Genomic DNA, 24,881 nt, shown 5'->3' with positions numbered 1-24,881 from the left:
GACTTCACGCTATCGACGGTCAGAACGGCAGGCCAGGGTCCTTGGTCCCGAGGCTGTCCGAACGCCGGCTCGGGCGTCGGCGCTAATGAACCAGCACGGCCTTGACCGCTTCACCCGCGTTGGTCGCGGCGATCGCCTGCTCCAACTCGGCGAACGGGTACGTCGTGACCAACTTCTCGAGCGGGAAGCGTCCCTGCCGCCGCAGTTCGAGCAACTGGGGGATGAACACACGCGGCACCGAGTTGCCCTCGACAATCCCTTGTACCCGCCGGCCCAACTGCATCACGGGCAATAGGTCCAGTGTCATTCCCGGTGCGGCTCCGACGATGCCGAGGTTGCCGCCCCAGGCCAGACCATCCACCAGTCGGGTCAGTACCGGCGCCACACCGGTGGTGTCGAACGCATGGGTGGCTCCTCCGCCGGTCAGGTCGTGGATCTGTTCGACCTGGTCCTCCTCGTTGCCGTCGATCACGTGTGTCGCGCCGAGGTCGCGGGCCAGTGCCAATCGCTCGGGAATGATGTCGACCGCGATGATGGTGCCCACACCGGCCGCGGCGGCAGCGAGCAACCCGCTCAGCCCCACGGCGCCAGTCCCGGAGATCACGAGGGAGTCGGTGGGCCCGGGCCGCAGCACGTTGAGGATCGCACCGGCGCCGGTCTGCACGCCGCAACCCAAGGGTCCCAGGAGGTACTCGTCGTCGGGCGCCACCCACTCGGGCACCTTGGCCAGGTCGCGCTCGCTGACGAGCGCATGCGTACCGAAGGAGGACTGACCGAAGAAGCTCGACCCGACCGGCTGCCCGTCCGCTGTGGCCTTGTAGGACCGTCGGCGCGGGCCAGGGCGAAGTTGATGTCGTTGAACTGCACGCAATTGAACGGGCGGCCCGTCAGGCAGGTCCGGCAACGTCCGCACGATGCGTAGGAGGCCATCACCCGGTCGCCCTCGGCGAAGTCGGTCACGCCCGCACCGACCGCCTCGACCACGCCGATGCCCTCGTGCCCGTAGACCGCCGCCGGAAACTCCGCCTGATGGAACACATCGCGGGCGAACAGGTCCGTATGGCATAAACCGGTGGAGTGGTAGCGGACCAGCACCTCGTCCGGACGGGGATCACCGAGTTCGATCCCGTCGGCCAACTGGAAGGTGCCGCGCGGCTCGCGGAGCACGTGCGCGCTGATCGGGGTGGTCACGACTGCCTCCTTACGGCTGGTTCCCACACCGTAGGGCAGAACCGGGGCCCCAGCGAGAGCACGGGCCGGCGGCGCATCCTGCCGTCGCCCAAGTTGCCGCGCCGGTCCGTGGCGCGCACGCTGGCGGGCATGAGTGTGACCATCGCCGGGGTGGACGTCAGCAAACCGCAGAAGGTGCTGTTCCCGGCAACGGAGACCCCGGAGGTGACGAAGGAGGACCTGGCCCGCTACTACGCCGGTATCGCCACCATCATGCTGCCGCACGTGCGGGGCCGTCCGATCAGCATGCAGCGATTCCCCGATCGGATCGAAGGGCCCTCGTTCTACGAGAAGCGGGTGCCCCGACACTTCCCGGACTTCGTTGCCACCGTGCAGGTGCGGACCGCGGACGGTCCGCAACGTCAGGTGATGATCGAGGACGAGGCCACCTTGGTCTATCTGGCCCAGCAGGCGTGCCTCACCCCGCACACATGGTTGAGCACGGCTGCGGACCTGGATCATCCGGACCAACTGATCTTCGACCTTGACCCCACCGTTCCCGGGCTCGGGGCGGTGCGGCGAGCCACCGTGATGGTGGGGGAGGTGCTGGACGACCTGGGGCTGCGCACCTTCCTCAAGACCACCGGCTCGCGCGGGTACCACGTGGTAGTACCGCTGCGGCCCGAGGCGGACTTCGGGACCGTACGTGCCTTCGCCCGCACGGTCGCGGAGGTCCTGGTGCGCCGCGCTCCGGACCTGCTCACCCTGCAGTCGCGGAAGAAGAAGAGGGGCGATCGGGTGCTGGTGGACGTGCAGCGCAACGGCTACGGGCAGACGGCGGTGCCCCCGTACGCGGTCCGGGCCCGGCCCGGTGCCCCGGTGGCGGTGCCGATCAGGTGGGACGAACTCTCCCGGATCGAGCCGGCTGGGCACACGATCCGCACGATCAATCGGCGCCTGGCCCAGGTACAGGACCCGTGGCAGGTGTTCTCGGAGCACCGCCAGGATCTGACCCGCGCCCGTGAACGCCAGGCGTGATCGATCAGTCGGCGCCCGCTGACGCCAGCAGATCACCGCGCAACCAGACACTGCGCAGCGATTCCGCGAGCCGGCTCGGCTCTTGACGATGTGGCGGGTCGAAGTGGTGCCGCTGGTGAAAGACCTCGAGCGTGAAGTCACGGAATACGCCTCCGAGCCGTTCTGCGATCTCGCCGTACTGGTCGGGGTTGCTCAAGCCGCCGAGCGCGAAGTAGACAGGACGGTCGAACCGCCTCAAGGCATTGCGGTCCAGAGCGTAAGTCTTGAAGGTGCGCACGAGGGCCCGGATCCCAGCGGGCCTTCGGGACATCCACACCGGCGGTGGCGCTGATCGCGGCTCAGGCAGCCGAACCTCGGACCGCACCTGTAACCGCGTGAAGGCCGCCACGAAATCCTGGTGCGAAAGTTGAGCCAGCGCGTCGTACTCGGACCACAACCGCTCGTGCCTCGGGCTCCAGTCCCAGTGGCCGCCCCACGCCGGTTCGAGCAGACTCAAGGTCAACAGGCGCGACGGCTCCGATGCCGCACACGCCAGGGCTGCGGCGCCACCGCCGGAGTAGCCCACCAGGTGAAAGCGAGTCCACCCGCGAGCCCCGGTTTCACGCAGAACCCCGTCGACCTCCGTGTCCAGGGAGTAGTCCGCCGGCGGGGAGGCCCCGCGATAGACCTCGAGGTCCTTGACTATCGCCTCGACGTCATCGCCCAACAGGTCAACGAGTCCGGAGTAGGCCAGCGGCGCGGGAAGTACGGCTCCGGGCAGGAAGACAACCTTCGATGCGCTCACTGTTCGCCTCCGATCGGAGAATTGATCGAATCCGTACCGGCGTGCGGAGCGCCGGCGAGAACACCATTCCTCAACGGGTTCGGGACCACGCCTTCCCACTCTTCTGCGACCGCGAGATAACCCTGTCTTGGGGTCGTGAACAAACTCCCTAGAGCGTGGGAGTCCGCTCGAAGGAGGCTTTCAGGGCGTCGACTGTGATGGTTCGTTCCTTGACTGCGAAGCGCCGCCAGATGGGCGTGCCGAGGCGCCACAGCCCGTAGGAGATCAACTTGCCGCGATGGCGGACCCGTGTCTCGTTGTCACCGGCGGGTTCCAGTCGGTAACTCGGCCAGCCTTCGAACTTCAGCGTGCCCGACTTCGACGTCTCCCACCAGTGAAAGATGACCGTGTGGGGCGCCGTCATCTCGACGATCTCCCCGGGCATGGTGCCCTGAGTCGTTTCATCGACGAAGGTCGTTCCGACGCCGGGCTCGCCGGGAGAAGTCTGCCGAGTGTGCTTCAGCATGCTTCCGGTGTCCGCCATCCAGTCGTTGTGCCCCTCGATGTCGACCAGGCGTGCGAACACCTGCTCGATCGGCGCCCATATCGTGCGCTTGAGCTCGAACTCGATCGGCTTCACACGATCAAGCATCCTCCTCGGGCCGACGAACCACAAGGCTTTCGACGTCGCCGTCGGCACGGATCAGGCTGCGTCGGACCGCTTCACCCAGCACAGGCAGAACGGGTGCCCGGCCGGGTCGGCGTAGACGCGGAAGCCCTCGCCGGGGGCTTCGTCGTCGACGGCTTTGAGCAGTACGGCCCCGAGCGCGAGTACCTCCTCGTGCGCCTCCTCGATGTCCGCGACCCACAGGTCCAGATGGATCTGTTGCGGGTTCCCGTCGGGCCACTGCGGCGGCACGTGCTCAGGGGCCAACTGCACCGCCACCTTGGCGCTGCCGTCCACGAGCACGGTGTGCCAGTCGTCCTCAAAGTCCACGGTCCCGCCGAGCACGCCGGCCCAGAACCGACTCTCGGAGTTCAGGTCGGCGGCGTCGAACACCACCACCTGATGAGTGATCTCCATGGTTGCCTCCACGCGCCCATACCGCTGCCCGGTCCGGAGCGCCGGGACTGATGTGCACATGATAGCCAGCACAGCCCCTACGATCAGTGCCGATGAGCAAGGAGAAGCCGGGCAACGGCAGGCCGCTCAAGGCCTTCCACTGGTGGCAGGGTCTGTGGCGGAGCGTCTTCGCCATCGAGCACGACGACGCTCACTGGCACGTCGAGGTCGACTTCCTGGACTGGGACGGACGCGTCGCGCTCTACCGCGACCGACGCCAGGACCGCACCCAGAGGTTGCCGGCCCGGTTCGGCCTCGATGACGGATCCAGGATCGAGGTGCGCACGAGCACCTATGGCATCCGGCGGGCCCACCTGGTCAGCCCCGAAGGGAGGGAGCAGCAGCTCGTCCCGGTTCCCGGCAGCGCCGAACGGTGGCGCGCGGACCTGGAGCGGCGACGGCCGGGGCTGAGCACCACGATCAGCGTGACCTCCTTCGTGGTGCTACTCGCGGTGATCGTGCTGCAGGTGCCCCAGGGGCTGGAGTGGCTGGCCGATCTCAGCGACGAGGTTGCCCCCGAACTCCCCGAGAACCTCTCCGGTCTGGTCGGGGTCCTGGGGCAGTTCAGTTTCACCTCCCCCTGGAATCTCGGATCGGTGCTGAACACGAGCATCACCGTGGCCGGCCTGCTGGCGCTGCTCGAGCGAGCCCTGCGACTGCGTTACTCCTGGTGGCTCGATGGTCTCGAGGGCATGGACGGGGCCTGGAGCGGGTGACCCCCACCTAGACTGCCCCCATGAGCTTTCTCAAGCGATTGTTTGGCCGGGACTACGAAGTCTCCAGCCCGACCCAGGCGGCCGGTTCGGCGCAGCCCGGTCAGGTCGACACGACGGCCAAACCAGGCCCCGACGATGCGGTGCAGGCGGCCGAACCTGCCCGGTTCGTCGTCGAGCAGACCTTCACCCAGACCGGCCGGGGGACGATGGCCGTGGGCAAGCTCGCCAGCGGCTACCTGACTGAAGGGGATCACGTGCGGGTGCTGCGCGGTGGTGAGTCCTACGACTCCGGCACCGTGCAGCGGCTGGAGGTCGGCCGACGTCGGGTGGAGCGGATGCCCCCGGGAACCAACGGTGGAGTGCTGGTGGAGGGGATGGCGCAGCCGATCGCGTCGGGGGATGAGATCCACCCCGGTCCCAGCAACTGACCCTGACCCAGCCGTAGCCGGGCGTACCGTCGCTGCACGTGCTCGGCCGGAGAGACAACGTGGGGCCCGGCCGGACGGCCGGGCCCCACGTTCGTCAGGAACGCTGGTCCTTAGTTGAAGACCGAGTCCACGATGTCCTGGTTGTTCTCGATCCACTCGCGCGCGCCGGCGGCCGGGTCGCCCTCGTGCACGTTCACGATCAGATCCTCGAGTTCACCGAACTGGTCGTTGTCCAGGACGGGGAAGTTGCCCATCGCCTCGGCGACTTCCGGGAACTCACTGGAGAACTCGGAGTTGGCGATGAAGTTCAGGGACTCAGGCTCACCGAGCGCCTGCTCGGGGTCCTCCAGGTCCTTCACCGGGTACTCGGCGTTGGCCCAGAAGGGGTGCCACAAGGTCACCACGACATCCTCCTCGGCGTCGATGGCGCTGCTCAACTCGGTGAGCATCGCCGCGGTGGAGGACTCGACCAGGGTGAAGTTCTCATCCAGCCCGTAGGTCGGGAACACCGAGTTGGCGGTGACGCCCATGTGTCCGGCGCCCGCCTCGATTCCGATGACCTGGCCGTCGAACATGTCCGGGTTCTCGGCCAGTTCCGGGATCGAGTCGATCTCGGTGTACTCCGGGACGGCGAGCGTCAGGACCGCACCCTCGTAGTAGTGGCCCAGGTCCTCCAGGTCATCGCCGTAGGTGTCCATGTACTCGGCGTGCGTGACCTCCGGCCATGCGGAGGGGTAGACGTGGTAGTCGCCGCCGGCCACGGCGGTGTACAGCGGCCCGGCCTGGCCGATCTCTTCGATCTGCACCTCATAGCCCTGGTCCTGCAGCATCTCCTGCCACAGGTAGCCCATGCTCAGGCCGTCGGTCCAGTCGGGCAGGATGCCCAGGATGACCGGACCCTCGGCGCCGGCGGCGCCGTTCTCGTCGCCGTTCTCCTCGGTATCTGCGCCGTTGTCGGTCGCAGCGCCGTCATCGTCGGTGTCGGTGTCGCCGTTGCAGGCAGCCAGTAGCAGTGCGCTCGCAGCGGTCACGGCGAGCAGGCTCCGGGTACGTCGTGGGGAGGTGGTCCTCATCTGGTTTCCTTCCATGTCGGGGCCGCCGCGCTCAGCGGGACCCATTGTCGGCTCTCGTTTCGGATTCATGCAGTTGTGGACTGGTGATCGCGGTCCCCACCGGGCCGATGGTGGACACACGTCCGGCGCGTAGTAGTTTCTTGAGTCGCGCGGCTCTCGGTGTTCCGGGTTTGCGTCCGCCGACAGCGGCGGTCACCCGGTCGAGGTAGATGGCAAGGACGACGACGGACAGACCTGCTTCGAAACCCAGCCCGATGTCGATGGTGCTGATCGCACGGGTGACCTCGGCGCCCAGGCCCCCGGCACCGACCAGTCCCGCGATCACCGCCATCGACAGGGCCAGCATGATCACCTGGTTGACCCCAGCCATGATGGTGGGCATCGCCAGTGGCAATTGGATCCGCGCGAGGATCTGCGAACCGGTGCTGCCGAAAGCCTGCCCGGCCTCGACGACTTCGGCGTCCACTTGCCGGATGCCCAGTTCGGTCAGGCGCACCCCCGGAGGAAGCGCGAAGATCACTGTGGCGATCACCCCGGGGACGACCCCGACGCTGAAGAGGGTGATGACCGGCACCAGCCAGACGAAGGCGGGCATCGTCTGCATCAGGTCCATCACCGGGCGCACGATCTGGGAGACCCGGTCCGATTTGGCCGCCGCGATGCCGATCGGTATGGCCAGCAGCAGGGCCACCAACGTGGCGATGATGACCATGGCCAGGGTGAGCATCGCGCCTTGCCACTGCTCGACACTGATCACGAACAGCCACATGCCCAGCGACAGCAGCGCGAGCTTCCAGTCCCGCAGCAACCAGGCGACGGCGGAGAACAGGACAGCCAGCAGCAGGGCATCGGGGGTGTTCAGCAGGCCGGCCAGGTTGGTGGTCGCCCAACTGATAACGCTCTGAATTCCGTCGAAGACCACGCTCAGGTTGTCCTGGATCCACCGGAACCCCGCCTCGATCCACTCCCCGATGTCCAACCGTGGGATTCCAGTGCCATCGGTCTCATCCGCATAGAGGTTCATGAGGGCCGCCCCGCTCCCGCGCTCGCCGGGCCTGCAACCGGACCGGTTTTCAGGTTCTCGGTCATCTCAGGGTCCTCCGGATCGGCCAAGGCGTTGAGCAACGTCACCCTGGGGATCACGCCGACCAGCCTCTCGTCGCGGTCCAGCACGGCCAGCGCCACCTTGGCTTGCGCTGCTGTCGCGATGAACTCCGCGAGGGTGTCGTCGGTGTGCACCTGGTGCGCCTGGCGGAGCACGCCCTCGAGGCTGTTCGCTCCGGAGCGCACTGCCTGCGCGACGTCCGTCTCATAGACGACCCCACGCAGCCGTCGGCTTCGGTCCACCACCATCAGCGCGGACATCTGGTGCTCGCGCAGCAACTTGTGTGCGGTGCGCGGACCTGACTCCGCTCCGATCACCGCCACCGGTGGTTCCATGATCGCCCCGGCGGTGAGCACCCGGGTGCGGTCGACGTCCTGGATGAACTGGGCCACATAACTGTTCGCGGGGTCGTTGAGGATCTGCTCGGAGGTGCCGATCTGCTCGATCCGGCCGTCACGCATCATCGCGATCCGGTCGCCCAGCCGCATCGCCTCGTTCAGATCATGGGTGATGAACAGGATCGTCTTTCCCAGGGTGTGCTGCAGGTCGATCAACTGATCCTGCATCTCCCTGCGGATCAACGGGTCCAGCGCGGAGAATGCTTCATCCATCAGCATGACGTCGGTGCCGGAGGCCAGCGCCCGGGCCAGGCCCACTCGCTGCCGCATCCCGCCGGAGAGTTCATCGGGATAGGACCCGCCCCAGCCGTCCAGCCCGACCATGCGCAGCGCCTCCTCGGCGGCCCGTTGCCGGTCGGCGCGGTTGGCTCCGCGCACTTCCAGGGCTTGCGCGGCGTTCTCCCCGACAGTTCGGTGGGGGAGCAGCGCGAAGTGCTGGAAGACCATGGACACCTTCTGCCGGCGCATCTCCCGTAGCGCACGGCCTCGCAAGCCGGTGATGTTGTCACCAGCGACGATCATGTCGCCGGCGGTGGGCTCGAGCAGTCCGTTGACCATCCGGATCAGCGTGGACTTGCCCGAACCGGACAAGCCCATCACGACGAAGATCTCCCCGTCGTTGGCGTCGAAGGACGCGTCGATGACGGCAGCGGTCAGACCACGCTCGCGCAACTCCTCCCGGCTTGCACCGGACTGGAGCCACCCCACGCCCCGCTCCGGCCGACGCCCGAAGATCTTGTACACGCCATGGGCTTCGATCACTGGCACCTGAGAATGTCTCCAGTTCTCGGCGGGGGTGTCCCGCCGTCGGGATGCGGCACAGGGTGCGGTCCAGGGTTGGTGGCGAGGATGACTCCGCAGGACGTGACGCAGGCGCACACCCGAGCGGAGCGACATATCCGAAGCCCGCCCGATCACCATCCACTGGCAAACAACGCATGTCAGTCTGGCATAGAAGATCCCGGCGGGCACATGCCAGGATCCGCTGGATGCTGTTCCGGAAGGGGAGGCAGCGCCAGCGCACGCGGGAACCGGCCAGCGCCGGCGCACGCGTCGAACTCCGGCGAGGACCCGTGCCTGCCCACGTCAACGGGCCCCGGGGGCCCGGCCCAACCCGCACGATCCCGCGGTCTATGCGGCACGCTGGGGTTTCGGTGGGGCGTGGCTCGGTACCCGTACGACCCCTGTCCGGCTCCACCGGGGACACCCGCGCACCCCGCCCGGCCCTCTCCGCACCACGTGGCCAAGGTCACGCCCGATCGTTACGCTTCCGTGACGATGTGGGCGTCGTCCGTACTGCCGGCTCACCCGGGCCGGTGGGCGGGCGCGGCCGGTCAGGACTGCGCACCGGGCGCGACCGGGGCGGAAGGCGATATCTTGATATCGAACAACCGCTGTCGACCCGGACGGAAGTGCACCCTGTGGCTACTCCCACGATTATCTATACCCAGACCGATGAGGCGCCGGCACTGGCGACCTACTCACTCCTGCCGGTAATCGAGGCGTTCGCCGCCAGCGCGGGCGTGCAGGTGCAGACCCGGGACATCTCGCTCGCGGGCCGCATCATCGCCGCATTCGCTGACGTGCTCCCGCCGGAGCAGCGCACCGAGGACGCGCTGGCCGAACTCGGTCAACTGGCCGAGACTCCAGAGGCCAACATCATCAAGCTGCCGAACATCTCCGCCTCGGTGCCCCAGCTCAAGGCCGGCATCGCCGAGTTGCGTGCCCAGGGGTTCGACCTACCGCCCTACCCCGACAACCCCGCCACCGACGACGAGCGGGACGCGCGCGCACGGTACGACAGCGTGATGGGCAGTGCGGTGAACCCGGTCCTGCGGCAGGGCAACTCGGACCGGCGGGCACCGGCGTCGGTGAAGAACTACGCCAAGGCGCACCCGCACCGGATGGGGGAGTGGTCCAGTGATTCCGGGACCACCGTGGCCACCATGGCCGCGGACGACTTCCGCAACAATGAGAAGTCCGTGGTGGTGACCGAGGCAGACACCCTACGCATCGAGCACGTCGACGCCGACGGCACGGTCACCGTGCTGCGCGAGCAGGTGCCGGTCGAAGCAGGGGAAGTCGTCGATGCCACCGTGATGCGGGCCGATGCCCTACAGGCCTTCCTCAAGGCACAGGTGCAGGCCGCCAAGGATGCCGACGTGCTGTTCTCGGTGCATCTGAAAGCGACCATGATGAAGGTCTCCGACCCGATCATCTTCGGGCACGCGGTCCGGGCCTTCTTCCCGGAGACGTTCGCCACGTACGGCCAGGTGCTCGCCGAGGCCGGGCTGAGCCCCAACGACGGTCTGGGATCGATCCTGTCGGGCGTGGACGACCTGCCCGCCGGGCAGGAGATCCGCGACTCCTTCACCGCCGAACTCCAGCGGGGTCCGCGCCTGTTCCAGGTGGATTCGGACCGCGGGATCTCCAACCTGCACGTGCCCAGCGACGTGATCATCGACGCCTCGCTGCCGGCCCTGATCCGCAACGGCGGGCGCGCCTGGGGTCCGGACGGGGAGGAGGCCGACACGCTGGTGGTGATCCCGGACTCCAGCTACGCCGGGGTCTACCAGGCCACGATCGATGACAGCCGCACCCATGGCGCACTGGACCCGGCCACCATCGGTTCGGTGCCGAACGTGGGCTTGATGGCCAAGGCTGCCGAGGAGTACGGCAGCCATGACAAGACCTTCGAGATCGCCACCGACGGGGTGGTCCGCCTGGTCACCTCGGCCGGAGCGGTGCTCACCGAGCACACCGTGACCGCCGGCGACATCTGGCGCTCCTGCCAGACCAAGGACGTGGCCATCCGGGACTGGGTCAAACTGGCCGTGAACCGATCCCGGGCCAGCGGCACCCCCGCGGTGTTCTGGCTCGACGCAGACCGGGCACACGATGCCAGGCTGATCGAGAAGGTGAACACCTATCTGGCCGAGCACGACACCGACGGGCTGGACCTGCACATCATGGACCCGGTCGCTGCCACCCTCTTCACCCTGGAGCGGATGCGTGCCGGAGCGGACACCATCTCGGTGACCGGCAATGTACTGCGCGACTACTTGACCGACCTGTTCCCGATCCTGGAACTGGGTACCAGCGCCAAGATGCTCTCGGTGGTCCCGCTGATCAACGGCGGGGGTCTGTTCGAGACCGGTGCCGGAGGATCGGCGCCCAAGCACGTCCAGCAACTACAGAAGGAGAACTACCTGCGCTGGGACAGCCTGGGTGAGTTCCTGGCCCTGTCGGTCAGTTTCGAGCACCTGGCACAGTCCCAGGGCAACGCCCGGGCCCAGGTGCTCGCGGACACCCTGGACCGGGCTACCGGGACCTTCCTGGAGGAGAACAAGTCCCCGACCCGCCGGTTGGGCGGCATCGACAACCGTGGCAGCCACTTCTACCTGGCGCTGTTCTGGGCGGAGGAACTGGCCGCCCAGTCCGACGACGCGGCTCTGGCCGAGGTGTTCGGACCGGTGGCCGCGACCCTGCGTGCGCAGGAGGAGACGATCGTGGCAGAACTCCTCGACGTACAGGGCCAGGAGGTGGACCTGGGCGGGTACTACCGCCCCGACCCGGCCAAGGCCGACGCGGTGATGCGACCCTCGGCGACGTTCAACGCGGCGCTGGCGTCGCTGCGCCGATGAGCGCGGCGATCCCCGCGCCGGGCTGGGGGGTGGCCCGTCCGGTCCTTGCCGATGCGCTGATCCGCTCCCGCAGCACCGCGGCGCAGGTGGGGCTGGTCATCGCCGGTGCCGCGCTGGTGGCCGTGCTCGCCCAGGTCGCGGTGCCGCTGTGGCCGGTACCGGTGACGGGGCAGACCCTCGGGGTGCTTGTGGTCGGGGCGAGCCTTGGCGCGCGTCGGGCGGCTGCGGCGATGACGACCTATCTGCTGGCCGGGGTGGCCGGGTTGCCGGTGTTCGCCGGTGCGATGGGGGGACCGGCGAGCGTGGCAGGTCCCTCCTTCGGCTTCATCATCGGGTTCATCCCGGCCGCGGCCTTCATCGGCTGGCTGGCCCAAAGGCACTGGGACCGGCGTCCCCTGCTGGCGCTGGCCGGGTTCGCCGGTGCCAGCCTCATCCCGTTCATCATCGGGGTGCCCTACCTCGGGGTGGTCCTGTCGATGCTCGGGATGCCCCATGACGTCGGGACGTTGATGTCCGTCGGTGTGGTCCCGTTCCTCGTCGGTGGAATCATCAAGTGGATCCTGGCCGCCATGATCATGCCGCTGGCACACCGCGCCGCCGGCGCCCTCGACGCAGAACGCTGAGCCCACGCCGACCCGAGCCGGGCCACCAACCGCTCGGTGGTGGCCCGGCATGGGTCAGACCCGCTCGGCCACGGCCAGTTCCGTCGTCGGGCTCTCCGACAGCACCCGGGTGAGCACCCGTTCCAACGGGTACAGCAGCGCACCTGTGGCCCATCCGGTGGGTGGGGTCAGGGTGAGCACACGCAGGAGCCCGCCCCACGCCTTACGCCACCACCAGGGCGCATCGACCTGGGCGTTCATCAGCACCAGACTCGGCGTGCGACGCTCCAGGCGGAGGCCATTGCGCGCCAGTTCGCGGGTGATCCACTGCCGCGACCGGTTCACCTGGTGCTCGGAGCGGTCCGGTGCCCGGTTGAGGAAGTTCTCGGTGAAGATGAACCGTCCGCCCGGACGCAGCAGCGCCGCGACACTGGCCAGGGCGCTGCGGTACAACTCGTCGTCGGTGATGTGGAAGAGCACGTCCATGCAGGAGATCACATCAAAACTGCCCGGCTCGAACGGGCCCGGTCCGGCGGTCACGTCGAACTCCTCGATCCGCAGCGTCCCGAAACGTTCGCGCAGCCGGGTCACCGCAGCCGGGGTCAGGTCCGATCCGGTGACGTGCCCGGCACCGGCGGCCTGCCACCAGTCCAGGTACAGACCGGTACCCGATCCGACGTCGAGCACCCGGGTCCGTGAGTCGACACCGAGGGCTGCGACCTCCCGGGCGAAGACGTGTCGGCGGATGCGATACATCCAGGTGTTGAACGGGCGGCCCAGGGCCTGGTAGCCCACGCCGGAACTCGTCCAGTCCTGAGCGAGTCGCTCGTTCCAGAATTCATCATGGCGTTCGGTCATCGTGGTCCATCATGGGCGCGAATGTGGCAGTTGCGCACCTCGGGCGGCGGGGACGGGCCGCCCTGCGTTCGTGGGTCACGGCGGACCGGGACAGCCCGTGGAGCCGGTCGCCGGGCCCTTGGTCCTAGTTCCAGGGCTGGTGCGGTCGTTACCGTTTCCCCATGAGACGAGCCCTGATCGCCCTTACTGCTGCCCTGGGACTGGTCCTGGTCGGATGCTCGGCCGACCAGGAGGACCCGGCACAGCAGTTGCTGGCCCCGCACGGTCTGGATGGCATGCAGACCACTGACCTGATCGACCACATGGACCGCCTCGGGGGTCCGGACCGCCCCAGTGACCTGCTCGCCTCGGTGCGGGCCGACACCCTGCTGATCAGCGACGGCACGACGGAGCAGGAGTTGCCGATCGAAGGTGAAGAGTTCTACCTTTCCTTCGCCCCGTACCTCAACCAGACCCACGACTGCTTCTACCACTCCCTGACCACCTGCCAGGCGGAGTTGCCGAACACGGCGATGGACGTGATGATCACCGGTGCCGATGGCGAGGTCTACGTGGACGAGGAGATGACCACCTTCGACAACGGGTTCATGGGCGTCTGGTTGCCCAAGGATGTCGAGGCCACACTCGAGGTCTCCGTCGACGGGCTCAGCGCCACCCAGGACATCAGCACCGATGTCCAAGCGCCGACCTGCCTGACCACAATACGGTTGGGTTGAGACCGCAGGACCTTCGGACCTGGTTTCCGGTGCTGTGCCGCGGTCCGATAGAGGTATCCGACCACTGAAGGAGTTTCCCCGTGAACACCATCAAACCGATCGTGGTCGCCACCGACGGCTCCGCCCACGCCGAGGAAGCGATCAGCTGGGCGGCCCGCGAGGCGGACCGGATGGGCGCCGAACTGCGGATCGTCACCGTCCAGGAACCCTGGGGTGACCCCTACGGCATCACCCCGGAGTTGCGTGCCGCGCACAAGGAGATGGCCACGGAGATCCTGCAGACCGGCGCCGAGATCGCCCGGGAGGCCTTCAGCGAACTGGAGATCTCCACCCAGCACTTCACCGGTGAGGTGGTGGAGACCCTGGCCAAGGAGTCCGCCGGCTCGTACGCACTGGTGACCGGCAGCCGGGGCCGGGGCGGGTTCTCCGGCCTGGTGCTCGGTTCCAGCAGTATGCGGCTGACCGCACGCGCTCAGGCGCCGGTGATCGTGATTCCCGGGCCCAGCGAAACCAGTTACGACCAGGTCGTGGTGGGCATCGATGGTTCGGCCACGTCCAGGGAGGCGCTGGCGTTCGCCTTCGGCGAGGCGCAGCGACGGGAGGCCCGGCTCACGGCGGTGCGGGTGATGCCCGACCCGAACTGGTACGGGCCCGCCGGTGGCTACGGGGAGTACATGATGCACGCCACCCGCGCCACTGAGGGCATGATCCGCGAGGAACTGGCACCGTTCCGCGACGAATACCCGGACGTGGAGGTCGACGGCAAAGCCCTGATGGGACACCCGGCCGGGGCGCTACGGCTGGCCGCGCAGCGAGCCGACCTACTCGTGGTGGGCAACCGGGGCCGTGGCGTGACACGCTCGGTGCTCCTGGGCTCGGTGAGCCACGGTGTGTTGCATCACGCTCCCTGCCCGGTTGCGGTGGTGGGCAAACCCCGTACCTGAAGGCCCTACCCGGGCATCGCCTACGTCGACCTGTTCGCCACCGGATCCGTGCCAGGGTGGGACCATGACGGCACCACCCATCCCGATCATCGACGGACACAACGACCTGCCCTGGAAATGCCGTGCCGCCCGGGGCGGCAGCGTGGCCGGGTTGGACACCCACCAGGACGAGATGCAGACCGATCTGCCCCGGCTGCACCGCGGAGCAGTGGCGGGGCAGTTCTGGTCGGCGTGGTTGCCGCCGGAGTTCAGCGGTGCTGCCGCGGTGCAGGCCACCCTGGAGCAGATCGACCTGATCCACCGAATGGTGGCGGCCTACCCCCAGGACCTGCACCTGGCACGCACCGCCGCGGACGTGCAGGCGCTGCTCCACACCGACCGGATCGCCAGCCTCATCGGGATCGAGGGTGGCCACCAGATCGCCGACTCCCTGCCTGCGCTTCGCCAGTACGCGCGTCTGGGGGTGCGGTACATGACACTCACCTGGAACCACAACACCACCTGGGCGGACTCGGCGACGGACACTCCCGAACACGGCGGGCTCGCCGCGAGGGGCCACGAGGTCGTCGCCGAGATGAACAGGATCGGGATGGTCGTGGACCTGTCCCACGTGGCGCCCAGCACCATGCGGCAGGCGCTGGAGCGCACAGCAGCCCCGGTGCTGTTCACCCACTCCTCTTGCGCCGCGCTCAACCCGCACCCGCGGAACGTGCCCGATGAGGTGATCGCGGCCCTACCCGGGAACGGGGGAGTCCAGATGGTCACGTTCGTGCCGTCATTCCTCTCCGCGGCCTACTGGGACTGGCGACGCAGCGAGCAGGGCGGACCGGCGCCGCAGGTGGGCGTGGCCACCGTGGCCGACCACATCGAGCACGTCCGCGAGGTCGCCGGCATCGACCACGTAGGCCTGGGCGGGGACTACGACGGCGCCGGAACGATGCCCGCGGGCCTGCAGGACGTCGCCGGCTATCCCAACCTGATGGACGAACTGCGCAGCCGCGGTTGGTCCGAGGAGGAGTTGGGTAAACTCGGCCACCAGAACGTGCTTCGGGTGCTGGCCGATAACGATGGCGCCTACCGGGCGTTTTGCGGCGACCTACCCGCGGATCCGGCACCCGAACGCTGAACCATCAGGTTGCGGCGTGCTGGTGCACCACGGTGGCGAACGCCTCGGCGATCTGGCGGCAGGCGCGCTCACTCTCGGGTTCCACCGATTGCGCGAGACGGATGAGTTCGTCGTGGTCGAACCCGTCGGCCCGGACTTTCGCCGGGTCCCAGCGGGCCACATTGGCGGAACTGGCCTCGGGGTGGAACTGCAGGCCCCATGCCACGTCGCCGAGGCGGAACGCCTGGTTCGGGCAGTCCTCGGAGTAGGCCAGATGCACCGACCCCGGAGGTAGCTCGGTGATCGCGTCCCGGTGATTCTCGATCGCGTAGAAACTCGCCGGCAACCGGCCGAGCAGACCGTCCTCGGCTGCCGCCGGAGTCAATCGGATGCGCGTAGCGCCCCGCTCGATCACACCGTGATCGGAGCGCACCCGCCCACCGCCGACGTGGGCGAGCAATTGCCCGCCCAGGCAGATCCCCAGGATGGGCACGTGCTCATCCAGAGCCCGGGCCACCAGGGTGCGCTCCTCGGCGAGCCAGGGTGCGGCGGCGTCGTCGTCGGGCATGAGCCCACCCCCGAGCATGATCAGCCCGTTGATGCCCTTCAGGTCACCGGGCAGTCCGTCTTCTCCGGGACGCACCTCCACCTCGAGGCCGGCAGCCCTGAGCCAGGCGGGGTACCGGCCGGGACCGGATTCAGGATGGTTTCGGATCGCGAGTACGTAGGAAGACATCGCCAGCCATCCTGGCAAACCCCGGCGGCGATCTCCAGCGCCGTCAGGCGGGCCAGACTCCGGAGGAGCCCCTGCGATGGGAGCCCACGAGGTGGGTGTCGACCATCCCGACCGCCTCCATCAGGGCGAACATCGTGGTGGGCCCCACGAAAGTGAACCCGCGGCTGCGCAGCGCCTTGGCCAGCGCCTCCGACTCAACCGACCGGGTGGGTACTTCGGACATCCGTCGTGGGCGCGGGGTGGTCGCAGGCTGGAAGGACCAGACGAAGTCGGCCAGCCCGCCCTCGGCGCGAAGGTCGATGGTGGCGCGGGCGTTGGTGACCGCGGCCAGGATCTTCGCCCGGTTGCGCACGATCCGCGCATCCGCGAGCAGCCGGTCCACGTCGGCACCGGTGTAGGCGGCCACGACGTCGGGGGCGAAGCCGCCGAACGCGTCCCGGAAACCCGGCCGTTTACGCAGGATCACTGCCCAGGACAGGCCGGACTGGAAGGTCTCGAGGGTGAGGCGCTCGTACATGCCACGCTCATCACGCACCGGCATGCCCCACTCATTGTCGTAGTAGTGGCGTAGCAACTCACTCCGTGCCGCCCACGCGGGACGTGCGAGCCCATCGGATGCCACGTGCAGATCGGGAGCCTCAGGCACGGTCGTCGGTGGTCCCCGGCTCCGCCTCCGGGGTCTGGCTGTGGGGGTGGGCCGGATCCTGCCCTTCCGGCGCCCCGGCGCCCGGGTCCGGACCCTCCGTGTCCGGGGTGACCGCCTGCTCCACCGGTGCCGGTTCCGGATCGACGGCCACGGGCGGTTCACCGCCGTTCCGGTCGAGCCCGTCATCCGCCGGGAGGTCGGGTTCACGGTCCGAGAGTGGACCCGCCTCGTCGCCCACCGGCGGATCTGCCGGCTCGGCCGGCACGGGACCGTCGATCGTTGGGTCTGAGGCTCGGGGACGGCTCACCCGGAAGTAGCGGAAGAGTTCGTCCTGCTCGGCGTCACTGATGTGTCCGTCGGAGTCGAACCGGGGGGCGTCCATGATGTAGTCCCTGGTGTAGCGGACCTTGATGGCCTCCGGTTCCACCCTGGCACCCTGGAACGGGATGAACACCTCTCGCAGACCGAAGAGCCCGGTCTTGGCGGTGATCCAGGTGGCCTGCTGAGTCTGATCGTCCAGGTAGATGTGCCCGACCGGCCCCATGGTCTGCCCGTCATCGGACACCACCGTCAGGTCATACAGCGCATCCAGTTGTTCGCGGGTCAGTTCCATCGTGTTGAGCACCCTCCTTCGGTCCTGGCTCCGCTTGGCATTCTGCCGTGTCAGAACACTCCGCGTCCGCCGGTCACGCCCAGGACCGTCCCGGAGACGTAACTTGCCTCATCCGAGGCAAGGTAAACGAAGGCGGTCGCCACCTCCACAGGTTGACCGGCCCGGCCCAGGGGAGTGTCCGATCCGAACCCGTCCACCTTCTCCGGTGGCATCGTGCTGGGGATCAGCGGTGTCCAGATCGGTCCGGGTGCGACGGCGTTCACGCGGATGCCCCGCGGGCCCAGTTCACCGGCCAGGTTCACCGCCAGGTTGTTCAGGGCCGCCTTGGAAGCGGCGTAGTCCAGCAACGGTTCGGACGGTTCGAAGGCCTGGATCGAGGTGGTGATGATGATGCTGGCGCCTGCGTCCAGGTGGTCGTCGAGGGCCTTGATCAGCCAGAACGTGGAGAACACGTTGGTGGCGAAGGTGCGCTCGATCTGCTCCGGGGGGAAGTCGGCCAGGGATCCGGCCGCCATCTGGTAGGCAGCGTTCGCCACCACCACGTCAACGCCACCCAGCGCCCGGACAGCGTCCCGGGCCACCTCGAGGTTGGCCTGCTCGGTGCGCAGGTCAGCGGGTAGCAGATGACAGGAACGACCGGTGCTCTCCACCTCCTGCCGGGTCTCTTCGGCGTCCTCGGCCTCCTCGGGCAGATAGGAGATGGCCACCTCGGCCCCCTCCTTGGCGAAGGCGATCGCGGTGGCACGGCCGATACCGGAGTCCCCTCCGGTGATCAGGGCACGCTTGCCCACCAGCCGGTCCCGGCCCGTGTAACTGGCTTCGCCGTGATCGGGCACCGGATCCAGGGCCGCTGTCCGGCCGGGCCAGTCCTGGTGCTGCTGGGGCAAGTCGGTCAGTGCGTTCTCATCGGTAACCATGTCGACAATGGTCGCCGGTTCGGTGCCGGTGCGCATCCGCACCCGCCGCCACCGCTGCACCCGGCGGCCTGGCGCCGGATATCCGGGATGCAGATCGGTTCCATGAGTGACACGATCGAGGTGCTGATGCGAGAGGTGCGGCGTGCTGATCGTGACGCGTCATCCCGGAAGGAGATCACGATGGCAAAGCAAGGCGGTAGCGAGGACCCCGGCCCGAGCGTGAAGGATCCGGAATTGTACGAGCGGCTGCGTGAGGAGGGCGAGTCCAAGCAGAAGTCGGCGCGGATCGCCAACGCCGCAGCCAACACCTCCCGGTCCGATGTGGGCGAGTCAGGTGGCTCCTCGCCTGCCTATGAGGAGTGGACCGTGGACGAGCTCAACGACCGTGCGGCCGAACTCGACATCGACGGGCGGTCCAAGATGAGCAAGGATGAGTTGATCGAGGCCCTGCGCAACTCCTGATCGAGGCGCTGCGCGACACCTGATCCCTCACCCGCCGGCCGCCGCTGGGACGATCGCGTACCCCGGCTGTACCGTGAGCCCATGACTGAAGCTGCGCGATCAAGCGTCTCCACCACCCCCGAAGTCGCCGGCCTGAACCTCGGGACCGGACCGGTCCCGCAATCGGGGCCGGACTGGGAACACCGGATCCGACAGGGCGTGCTCAGCCTCATCGACGACGAGGACGGCGACGGCGACGCAGCCCGCCTCTGGGAGCAGGTGCGGGTACAGGTGGTGCCGGCCGGGACCGACCTGGGGGACGTCCGTGTCGACCTGACCGGAATGCGCCTGGAGGAGCATCACCGCTCGCTGAGGCTCGACAGTGCGGACTTGACCGAGGTGCCTCCCGTCGCCTCCGCCGAGCCAGTCACGGTGCACCACCTCGAGGTGCTCGCCCAGCCGATCCATGTGGAGGGCATCCCGGTGACGGCCCACGTCGAGGTGGAGGACATCCCCGCCGGTGTGGCCTACGACGGCCGTGAGAACCTGTGGGCGTTGATGGACCCCGGCGCCGCGACCGCCCAGTCGCGCGGTCACGGACAGGTCTCGGTTCCGATCAAGGAAGCCGTCGAACGCGCCAAGGATCTCGTGGCGGCGGAACTGGCGAACTCGGGGCTGACCCTGACCTCCCTCCAGGTGGAGGTCAAGACACCCTCCGCGCGCCGTCTCCACCTGGACGTGACCGCCCGAGTCCGCAAGGGCCTGCTCTCGGCATCGGCACAGATCCGGCTCGAGGCCGAGGTCGATTCCGGGATGGTCGCCCGGATCGGGGAGATCCAGGCGCGTTCGGGCAACCCCCTGGTCTCGCTCGTGCTCGTGGTGGTGCGCAAGAAATTGGCCCGGTACACCGACACCACGATCGACCTGAACGACCGGATGCCCCCGGGTCTGCGCCTGGTGGACCTGAGGATGGACGCCGGGAAGGAGTTCACCGCGCAGGTGCGGTTCGCCTGAGGGTCGTGTCCGGCCCGGCGGGCTACTGGGCCTGAGAGACCGAGGACATGTTGAAGTCACCGATCCGCAACGCCGGGGTGGCCGTGCGCGGGAAGTAGTCGCCCCACTCGCGGGAGAAACTGGCCTGGGTGGCCGAGGCCGTGTCGAAGCGGCTCAGTAGATCCACCGGGGACTCGTTGAAGCGGAAGTTGTTCACCGCACCGACCACTTCACCGCCCTCCACCAGGTACACCCCGTCCCGGGTCAGACCCGTCAGCAGCAGGTTCTGAGGATCCACCTCACGGATGTACCACAGGCACGTCACCAGCAGGCCCCGGTCCATCCCAGCGACCAGGTCCTGGGTGGTCCCGGAGCCACCCTCGACGTCCAGCACCAGGTTGGAGATCGCGGGGGTCACCTCCTGACCGGTCAGCCCGGCAGAGTGCCGGGTCTGCAGGAGAGAGGTGAGCCTGCCGTCGGCGATCCAGTCGGTGCTGCGTAGCGGCAGGGCATTGTCGAACACGCTGGACACGTTGGAGGACGCCGCTGCCTGCACGAAGGGGGCGCACTCCAGACCGGGGTAGGTCGGGTCGGAGTACAGCCGCACCTGCGGCGCGACGATCTGTTCCCCGATGCGGGTGCCTCCGCCACGCTTGGAGAAGACCGACTGCCCCTCGTGAGCCACTCGCGCACCGGCGGACCAGTAGGCGTAGATCAGCAGGTCGGCGACCGCGGTGGGCGGCAGGACGGTCTGGTACCGCTCGGCGGGCAGGGAGACAGTCCGCTCGGACCACTCCAGGCGCTGGATCAGGTCCATTTCCAGCACGGCCGGGTCAACATCGGTGAACTGCCGCGTCGCGCCGCCCACCCACGCCGAGGAGGTCAACGCCTCGTTCTTCCCGGTGATGCCGTAGTGCCCACTGGGCTGGGTGTGCCGAAGCCGCACGCCCGTGGAGGAGGCGAGGTAGGTGGTGACCACCTCGTGGTCGACGAACCCGTAGAGAACCTGCCGACGGTCCCGGGCGCGGGTGAAGATCTCACCCAACTCGGCTGCGAAGTCCCGGTAGACCTCGATGGAGGTCTGCTCGGCAGGATCGTCCCAGGGCTCGCTCGGAGCCGTGGCTTCGGCGGCGGTGAGCAACTCGGTAGCGTCCTGGGCCGGGTCGGCAACCTCGGCAGCGGCATCGGCGGCCGTGACCAGCGACTCGACCTGCTCGAGTGTGGCGGCCGTGCCGGTGATGGCTCCGGTGGCGACGCCATCGGAGGTGCCGCGGAAGGAGATCACGGTAACCTGCACGTCGCGCATGGCCCCGTTCGTGGTCAGGGTGTTGTTCGCCCAGCGCAGGTTCGCACTGGAACCGACACGGGCCAGGGCGATGGTGTGCTCGGCCGAGGATCCGGCCAGGGCATGCTCGATGAGTTGCTGGGGCGTGGCGGTACGCATGCTCACTTGCCTGCCTCTGCTGTGGTGTTGAGGATCCGGACGCTGCGGAACAGTGCCGAGGGGCACCCGTGGGAGACGGAGGCGACCTGACCCGGTTGCGCCTTGCCGCAGTTGAAGGCGCCTCCGAGGACGTAGGTCTGGGGGCCGCCGACAGCCTCCATCGAGCCCCAGAAATCGGTGGTGGTGGCCTGGTACGCGGCATCGCGCACCTGCGGCCCCAGTTCGCCGTCGATGATCTGGTGGAAGCGCTGGCCGGTGAACTGGAAGTTGAAGCGCTGCATATCGATCGACCACGACTTGTCACCGACGATGTACAGCCCCCGCTCGACCTGGGAGATCAAGCCGTCGGTGTCCGGCCCGGACGACGCCGGCTGGAGGGAGACGTTGGCCATCCGCTGGATCGGGATGTGGCCGGGGGAGTCGGCGTAGGCGCAACCGTTGGAGCGTCCGTCGTTGAGCTCGGGATGGGCCGCACCCATCGAGCGGTCGAGCTGGTAACCCACCAGGACTCCGTCGGAAATGATGTCCCAGGACTGGGTGGCCACGCCCTCGTCGTCGTACCCGATCGAGGCCAGGCCGTGCTCGGTGGTGCGGTCGCCGGTGACGTTCATCGCCGAGGAGCCGTACTGCAGGGTGCCGAGTTGATCCAGGGTGGCGAAGGAGGTCCCGGCGTAGTTGGCCTCATAGCCCAGGGCCCGGTCCAGTTCGGTGGCGTGCCCGATCGATTCGTGGATGGTCAGCCATAGGTTGGACGGGTCGATGACGAGGTCGTAGTCTCCGGCCTGCACACTGGGAGCGGTGAGTTTCTCGGCGAGCAGTTCCGGGGTCCGGGCCAATTCGGTGTCCCAGTCGTAGCCGGCCTCAGCCACGTACTCCCAGCCGCGCCCGGCTGGTGGGGCGATGGAGCGCATCGAGTCGAAAACTCCGGTGCGTTCATCGGCGCCCATCGCCTCGAACTCCGGGTGCATGCGGATGCGCTGCTGGGTGGTGACGGTGCCGGCGAGGTCGGCGTAGAACTTGTTCTCCTGGACCGCAAGCAACGATGCGGTGGCATGGTCGACAGCGCCGGACCGGAGCAGTTGCCGGGTCCAGTCGATGAGGACCTCGGACTTGTCCGCTGTGGCCACCCCGAAGGGGTTCACCCGGTAGGAACTGGACCACGTGACGTCCCGGTAAACGGGTTCGGGGGCCAGTTGCACCGGGTCGGCCGTCATCGGAGCAGCCACGGTCGCCACCTGTACCGCCTGCTCGGCCAGACGCACGGCCTCGGCGACGGTGAGGACCACTCCGGCGGCGAAGCCCCACGCACCGCGGTACACCACCCGCACCGCCAGACCCAGGTCCTCGGTATCCGTGGCTGTCTGCAACCGGCCATCGCGGACCACGAGGTACTGGTTTCGGATGCGCTCCAACCGGAAGTCCGCGTGGGTGGCACCAAGGTCCTTGGCCCGTTGCAGGGCGGCGTCGGCCAGGGCCCGGGCGGGTAGGTCGGTAAAGGTGGCGTCGATGCCGTGATCGCTCATGGTTCCCGAACCTATCGGAATCCGGCGTCGGAACCGTCAAGGACCTTCTGCAGGCGCATCACCGGCCTCCACTGCCGGTCCGGGCCGAACTCGGTGATGCCGTGCTCGTGGTAGCCGTGGCCGGTGTAGTAGGCACGCAGGACCGCGTTACCGGCCACGCAGTCCAGCCGGGCCAGCCTGCGCCCGCAGGCGAGCGTGAAGCGCTCGAACCAGCACAGCACCGCGGCGCCCAGGCCCTGGCCCGCGTGGTCGCGATGGACCATCAGTGCGTGCAGGTAGCCCGCAGTTCCGTCGTTACCCAGGTCAGACCCCCAGGCGTGGGGGTCCGCGTTGAGCACCCGGGCGGTAGCGATGACACCGGCAGCACCACCGGATCCGGAGAGGTCCCGGAGTACGAACCACTGGCCACCGGAGGCCTGGTCGGCGATCACCGCGGGGTCGACCTCACCGGGCCGCCACTGCTGGATCCCCCTGCTGATCTGCCACCTGGCGAGGTGGTCGCGCAGGGCCACGATGCCCCCGGCGTCGGCGGCCGTGGCCATCGCCATGTCGATCCGGCTCAGTTCTGCTCCGCCTCCTCCGGCCCGGCGTCCTCGGTGGGATAATCCGGGGGACGATAACCCGGATCGGCGATCTCGGGGCTGGGAGAGGTGATCGAACCGTCCTGGGGCCGTGGGCTGGGCGGATAGGCCGGCATCCTGCCCGGTCGCTCCGGGACCGGATCGGACGCGCCCGGAGCACGCACGTCGCCGTCCGGCCCGGTTGGGGCCGCCCGGCCGGCATCGGCGATCTCCTCCTCAGGGCGCGGCGGGAGGTCATCCCCGGGATCTGGTGGGTGAGATTGGTCCGGGCGGGTCATGTCGCTCCCTTTGGGGTGGCCGGTCAGGACAGCAGCGCGGGCGCCACCTGCTCTTCGAACAGTTCGATGCTGGAGGTGTCGTAGGCGGCGTCGCCGAAATAGAAGATTCCGTACCCCACGCCCGCGTCCCGCATCGCGCCGAGACGTTCGGCAACCTGCTCCGGGGTACCCACGCCGAGCGCGGCCTCGGAGGTGTAGGCCCCCAGCGCCTCCGTGGTTCTGTCCCGGCCCAGGTGCGGGAGCAGGCGATCACGCAGGGCGGCGATCTTCGCCTCGACCTCGGCCTGGTCGCGTCCCAGGAGCACGTTGTAACTGGCGGATCGGGTGATCGCCTCGAAGTCGGTACCCTCGTTGCGGCAGTGCTCCGCCAGGATCGCGCTCTTGTGCGCGAAGCCCTCGGGCGTGCCATCGAAGTTGGTGTAGTCCGCGAACTTCGCGGCGATCCGCAGCGTCACCTTCTCCCCGCCGCCGGCGATCCACAACGGCGGACCGCCGGACTGCAGTGGCTGCGGCTGCACGATCGCGCCGTCGACCTGGTAGTGCTTGCCGTCCAAGGTGGCCTGTCCCTCACGCCAGGCCTGCCGCATGATCTGCACACCCTCGTCGAGCATCGCGAGCCGGATGCCCGCTCGTGGGAAGCCGTACCCGTAGGCCCGCCACTCGTGCTCGTACCAGCCCCCACCAATACCCATCTGAGCGCGCCCACCGGAGATGATGTCGACGGTGGCGGCGACCTTCGCGAGGTAGGCCGGGTTCCGGTAGCCCATGCAACTGCACATCTGCCCGAGCTTGACCTTGCTGGTGCTGGCGGCCAGGGCGGCCATCAGGGTCCACGCCTCGTGGGTGGCTTCCTGGCTCGGTACCGGAGTGGTGTGGAAGTGGTCGTAGACCCAGACCGAGTCCCACGGACCCGCGTCGGCACGGGCAGCCAGGCCGTTGATCACCTCCCAGTGCCGGGAGGGATCGATGCCGACGAGGTCGAAGCGCCAGCCTTGCGGGAGGAAGTAACCGATCTGCATAGGAACA

28 protein-coding genes are annotated in these 24,881 nt (G+C 68.2%); 10 read left to right on the top strand and 18 right to left on the bottom strand.

Features of this window, described 5'->3' with window-relative positions:
- Window positions 1–82: 82 nt before the first annotated feature.
- Together ACPL7H_RS06575 and ACPL7H_RS06570 are read right to left on the bottom strand one after the other, a co-directional pair.
- A complete protein-coding gene (locus ACPL7H_RS06575; protein WP_424796230.1) occupies window positions 83–709 on the bottom strand; it encodes a zinc-binding dehydrogenase in 627 nt (208 codons plus the stop codon).
- The gene (locus ACPL7H_RS06570) at window positions 601–1,095 is read right to left on the bottom strand and encodes an alcohol dehydrogenase catalytic domain-containing protein (RefSeq protein ID WP_424796337.1); all 495 of its coding nucleotides are present in this window, start codon (window positions 1,093–1,095) and stop codon (window positions 601–603) included. Before ACPL7H_RS06570 ends, ACPL7H_RS06575 begins: the two co-directional genes overlap by 109 nt.
- 225 nt (window positions 1,096–1,320) lie before the next feature.
- On the opposite strand from ACPL7H_RS06570, the gene ligD reads away from it, so the two are divergent.
- Window positions 1,321–2,208, top strand: a complete 888-nt coding sequence (ligD, locus tag ACPL7H_RS06565) for a non-homologous end-joining DNA ligase (RefSeq protein ID WP_424796229.1) — start codon at window positions 1,321–1,323, stop codon at window positions 2,206–2,208.
- 4 nt (window positions 2,209–2,212) lie between these two features.
- Here ligD and ACPL7H_RS06560 read toward each other — a convergent pair whose 3' ends face one another.
- From ACPL7H_RS06560 to ACPL7H_RS06550, 3 genes are all read right to left on the bottom strand, one after another.
- A complete protein-coding gene (locus ACPL7H_RS06560) occupies window positions 2,213–2,992 on the bottom strand; it encodes an alpha/beta fold hydrolase (RefSeq protein WP_424796228.1) in 780 nt (259 codons plus the stop codon).
- A 148-nt stretch (window positions 2,993–3,140) separates the two neighbouring features.
- On the bottom strand, window positions 3,141–3,611 hold the full coding sequence (locus ACPL7H_RS06555) for an SRPBCC family protein (protein ID WP_424785887.1): 471 nt from the start codon (window positions 3,609–3,611) through the stop codon (window positions 3,141–3,143).
- A gap of 63 nt (window positions 3,612–3,674) precedes the next feature.
- Window positions 3,675–4,055, bottom strand: a complete 381-nt coding sequence (locus ACPL7H_RS06550) for a VOC family protein (RefSeq protein ID WP_424796227.1) — start codon at window positions 4,053–4,055, stop codon at window positions 3,675–3,677.
- Between the two features lie 92 nt (window positions 4,056–4,147).
- Between ACPL7H_RS06550 and ACPL7H_RS06545 the strand changes: the two genes are divergently transcribed.
- Together ACPL7H_RS06545 and ACPL7H_RS06540 are read left to right on the top strand one after the other, a co-directional pair.
- On the top strand, window positions 4,148–4,810 hold the full coding sequence (locus ACPL7H_RS06545; RefSeq protein WP_424785889.1) for a hypothetical protein: 663 nt from the start codon (window positions 4,148–4,150) through the stop codon (window positions 4,808–4,810).
- A 20-nt stretch (window positions 4,811–4,830) separates the two neighbouring features.
- On the top strand, window positions 4,831–5,238 hold the full coding sequence (locus ACPL7H_RS06540) for a hypothetical protein (protein WP_424785890.1): 408 nt from the start codon (window positions 4,831–4,833) through the stop codon (window positions 5,236–5,238).
- Window positions 5,239–5,348: 110 nt separating this feature from the next.
- Here ACPL7H_RS06540 and ACPL7H_RS06535 read toward each other — a convergent pair whose 3' ends face one another.
- The 3 genes from ACPL7H_RS06535 to ACPL7H_RS06525 are packed head-to-tail and all read right to left on the bottom strand — an operon-like array spanning window position 5,349 to window position 8,582.
- Window positions 5,349–6,311 (bottom strand): glycine betaine ABC transporter substrate-binding protein, encoded by a 963-nt coding sequence (locus tag ACPL7H_RS06535; protein WP_424785891.1) that lies wholly within the window; start codon window positions 6,309–6,311, stop codon window positions 5,349–5,351.
- Between the two features lie 31 nt (window positions 6,312–6,342).
- Window positions 6,343–7,335, bottom strand: a complete 993-nt coding sequence (locus ACPL7H_RS06530) for an ABC transporter permease (RefSeq protein ID WP_424796226.1) — start codon at window positions 7,333–7,335, stop codon at window positions 6,343–6,345.
- Complete coding sequence (locus tag ACPL7H_RS06525; protein ID WP_424796225.1) at window positions 7,332–8,582, bottom strand: quaternary amine ABC transporter ATP-binding protein; 1,251 nt, start codon at window positions 8,580–8,582, stop codon at window positions 7,332–7,334. The genes ACPL7H_RS06530 and ACPL7H_RS06525 overlap by 4 nt, the downstream gene beginning before the upstream one ends.
- A 653-nt stretch (window positions 8,583–9,235) precedes the next feature.
- Between ACPL7H_RS06525 and ACPL7H_RS06520 the strand changes: the two genes are divergently transcribed.
- On the top strand, window positions 9,236–11,458 hold the full coding sequence (locus ACPL7H_RS06520) for an NADP-dependent isocitrate dehydrogenase (RefSeq protein WP_424796224.1): 2,223 nt from the start codon (window positions 9,236–9,238) through the stop codon (window positions 11,456–11,458).
- Entirely contained in the window at window positions 11,455–12,081 is a 627-nt protein-coding gene (locus ACPL7H_RS06515) for a biotin transporter BioY (protein ID WP_424796223.1), read from the top strand. The genes ACPL7H_RS06520 and ACPL7H_RS06515 overlap by 4 nt, the downstream gene beginning before the upstream one ends.
- 54 nt (window positions 12,082–12,135) lie before the next feature.
- Here the strand turns inward: ACPL7H_RS06515 and ACPL7H_RS06510 are convergent, their stop codons facing one another.
- Window positions 12,136–12,918 carry a class I SAM-dependent DNA methyltransferase gene (locus ACPL7H_RS06510; RefSeq protein ID WP_424796222.1) on the bottom strand — a complete coding sequence of 261 codons (783 nt, stop codon included), beginning with the start codon at window positions 12,916–12,918 and terminating at the stop codon, window positions 12,136–12,138.
- Between the two features lie 161 nt (window positions 12,919–13,079).
- Between ACPL7H_RS06510 and ACPL7H_RS06505 the strand changes: the two genes are divergently transcribed.
- From ACPL7H_RS06505 to ACPL7H_RS06495, 3 genes are all read left to right on the top strand, one after another.
- Window positions 13,080–13,634, top strand: a complete 555-nt coding sequence (locus ACPL7H_RS06505) for a CueP family metal-binding protein (RefSeq protein WP_424796221.1) — start codon at window positions 13,080–13,082, stop codon at window positions 13,632–13,634.
- An 80-nt stretch (window positions 13,635–13,714) separates the two neighbouring features.
- On the top strand, window positions 13,715–14,578 hold the full coding sequence (locus ACPL7H_RS06500) for a universal stress protein (RefSeq protein WP_424796220.1): 864 nt from the start codon (window positions 13,715–13,717) through the stop codon (window positions 14,576–14,578).
- A gap of 64 nt (window positions 14,579–14,642) precedes the next feature.
- Entirely contained in the window at window positions 14,643–15,704 is a 1,062-nt protein-coding gene (locus ACPL7H_RS06495) for a dipeptidase (RefSeq protein WP_424796219.1), read from the top strand.
- A 4-nt stretch (window positions 15,705–15,708) separates the two neighbouring features.
- Here ACPL7H_RS06495 and ACPL7H_RS06490 read toward each other — a convergent pair whose 3' ends face one another.
- The 4 genes from ACPL7H_RS06490 to ACPL7H_RS06475 are packed head-to-tail and all read right to left on the bottom strand — an operon-like array spanning window position 15,709 to window position 18,595.
- On the bottom strand, window positions 15,709–16,419 hold the full coding sequence (locus ACPL7H_RS06490; protein WP_424796218.1) for a type 1 glutamine amidotransferase: 711 nt from the start codon (window positions 16,417–16,419) through the stop codon (window positions 15,709–15,711).
- Between the two features lie 43 nt (window positions 16,420–16,462).
- On the bottom strand, window positions 16,463–17,065 hold the full coding sequence (locus ACPL7H_RS06485) for a DNA-3-methyladenine glycosylase I (protein WP_424796217.1): 603 nt from the start codon (window positions 17,063–17,065) through the stop codon (window positions 16,463–16,465).
- Window positions 17,058–17,678, bottom strand: coding sequence for a PRC-barrel domain-containing protein (locus tag ACPL7H_RS06480; protein WP_424796216.1), 621 nt, complete (start codon window positions 17,676–17,678; stop codon window positions 17,058–17,060). The genes ACPL7H_RS06485 and ACPL7H_RS06480 overlap by 8 nt, the downstream gene beginning before the upstream one ends.
- 50 nt (window positions 17,679–17,728) lie before the next feature.
- Window positions 17,729–18,595, bottom strand: coding sequence for an SDR family oxidoreductase (locus ACPL7H_RS06475; RefSeq protein WP_424796215.1), 867 nt, complete (start codon window positions 18,593–18,595; stop codon window positions 17,729–17,731).
- Between the two features lie 180 nt (window positions 18,596–18,775).
- On the opposite strand from ACPL7H_RS06475, the gene ACPL7H_RS06470 reads away from it, so the two are divergent.
- Window positions 18,776–19,057: a DUF7218 family protein gene (locus ACPL7H_RS06470; protein ID WP_424790990.1), complete on the top strand. Its 282-nt coding sequence runs from the start codon at window positions 18,776–18,778 to the stop codon at window positions 19,055–19,057.
- Between the two features lie 81 nt (window positions 19,058–19,138).
- On the top strand, window positions 19,139–20,050 hold the full coding sequence (locus tag ACPL7H_RS06465; protein ID WP_424796214.1) for a hypothetical protein: 912 nt from the start codon (window positions 19,139–19,141) through the stop codon (window positions 20,048–20,050).
- Between the two features lie 22 nt (window positions 20,051–20,072).
- Here the strand turns inward: ACPL7H_RS06465 and ACPL7H_RS06460 are convergent, their stop codons facing one another.
- The 5 genes from ACPL7H_RS06460 to ACPL7H_RS06440 are packed head-to-tail and all read right to left on the bottom strand — an operon-like array spanning window position 20,073 to window position 24,874.
- Window positions 20,073–21,473 (bottom strand): metallopeptidase TldD-related protein, encoded by a 1,401-nt coding sequence (locus ACPL7H_RS06460; protein WP_424796213.1) that lies wholly within the window; start codon window positions 21,471–21,473, stop codon window positions 20,073–20,075.
- A gap of 2 nt (window positions 21,474–21,475) precedes the next feature.
- On the bottom strand, window positions 21,476–22,996 hold the full coding sequence (locus ACPL7H_RS06455; protein ID WP_424796212.1) for a TldD/PmbA family protein: 1,521 nt from the start codon (window positions 22,994–22,996) through the stop codon (window positions 21,476–21,478).
- Between the two features lie 11 nt (window positions 22,997–23,007).
- Window positions 23,008–23,544 (bottom strand): GNAT family N-acetyltransferase, encoded by a 537-nt coding sequence (locus ACPL7H_RS06450; RefSeq protein WP_424796211.1) that lies wholly within the window; start codon window positions 23,542–23,544, stop codon window positions 23,008–23,010.
- An 11-nt stretch (window positions 23,545–23,555) separates the two neighbouring features.
- Window positions 23,556–23,855 (bottom strand): hypothetical protein, encoded by a 300-nt coding sequence (locus tag ACPL7H_RS06445; protein ID WP_424796210.1) that lies wholly within the window; start codon window positions 23,853–23,855, stop codon window positions 23,556–23,558.
- Window positions 23,856–23,878: 23 nt separating this feature from the next.
- Window positions 23,879–24,874, bottom strand: a complete 996-nt coding sequence (locus tag ACPL7H_RS06440) for an LLM class F420-dependent oxidoreductase (RefSeq protein ID WP_424796209.1) — start codon at window positions 24,872–24,874, stop codon at window positions 23,879–23,881.
- Window positions 24,875–24,881: the final 7 nt, after the last annotated feature.

Origin of the sequence: Pseudactinotalea sp. Z1732 (assembly GCF_049724975.1) — a bacterium.
Lineage (GTDB): Bacteria > Actinomycetota > Actinomycetes > Actinomycetales > Beutenbergiaceae > CALKWS01.
This window is presented reverse-complemented; position numbering and strand designations above follow the sequence as displayed.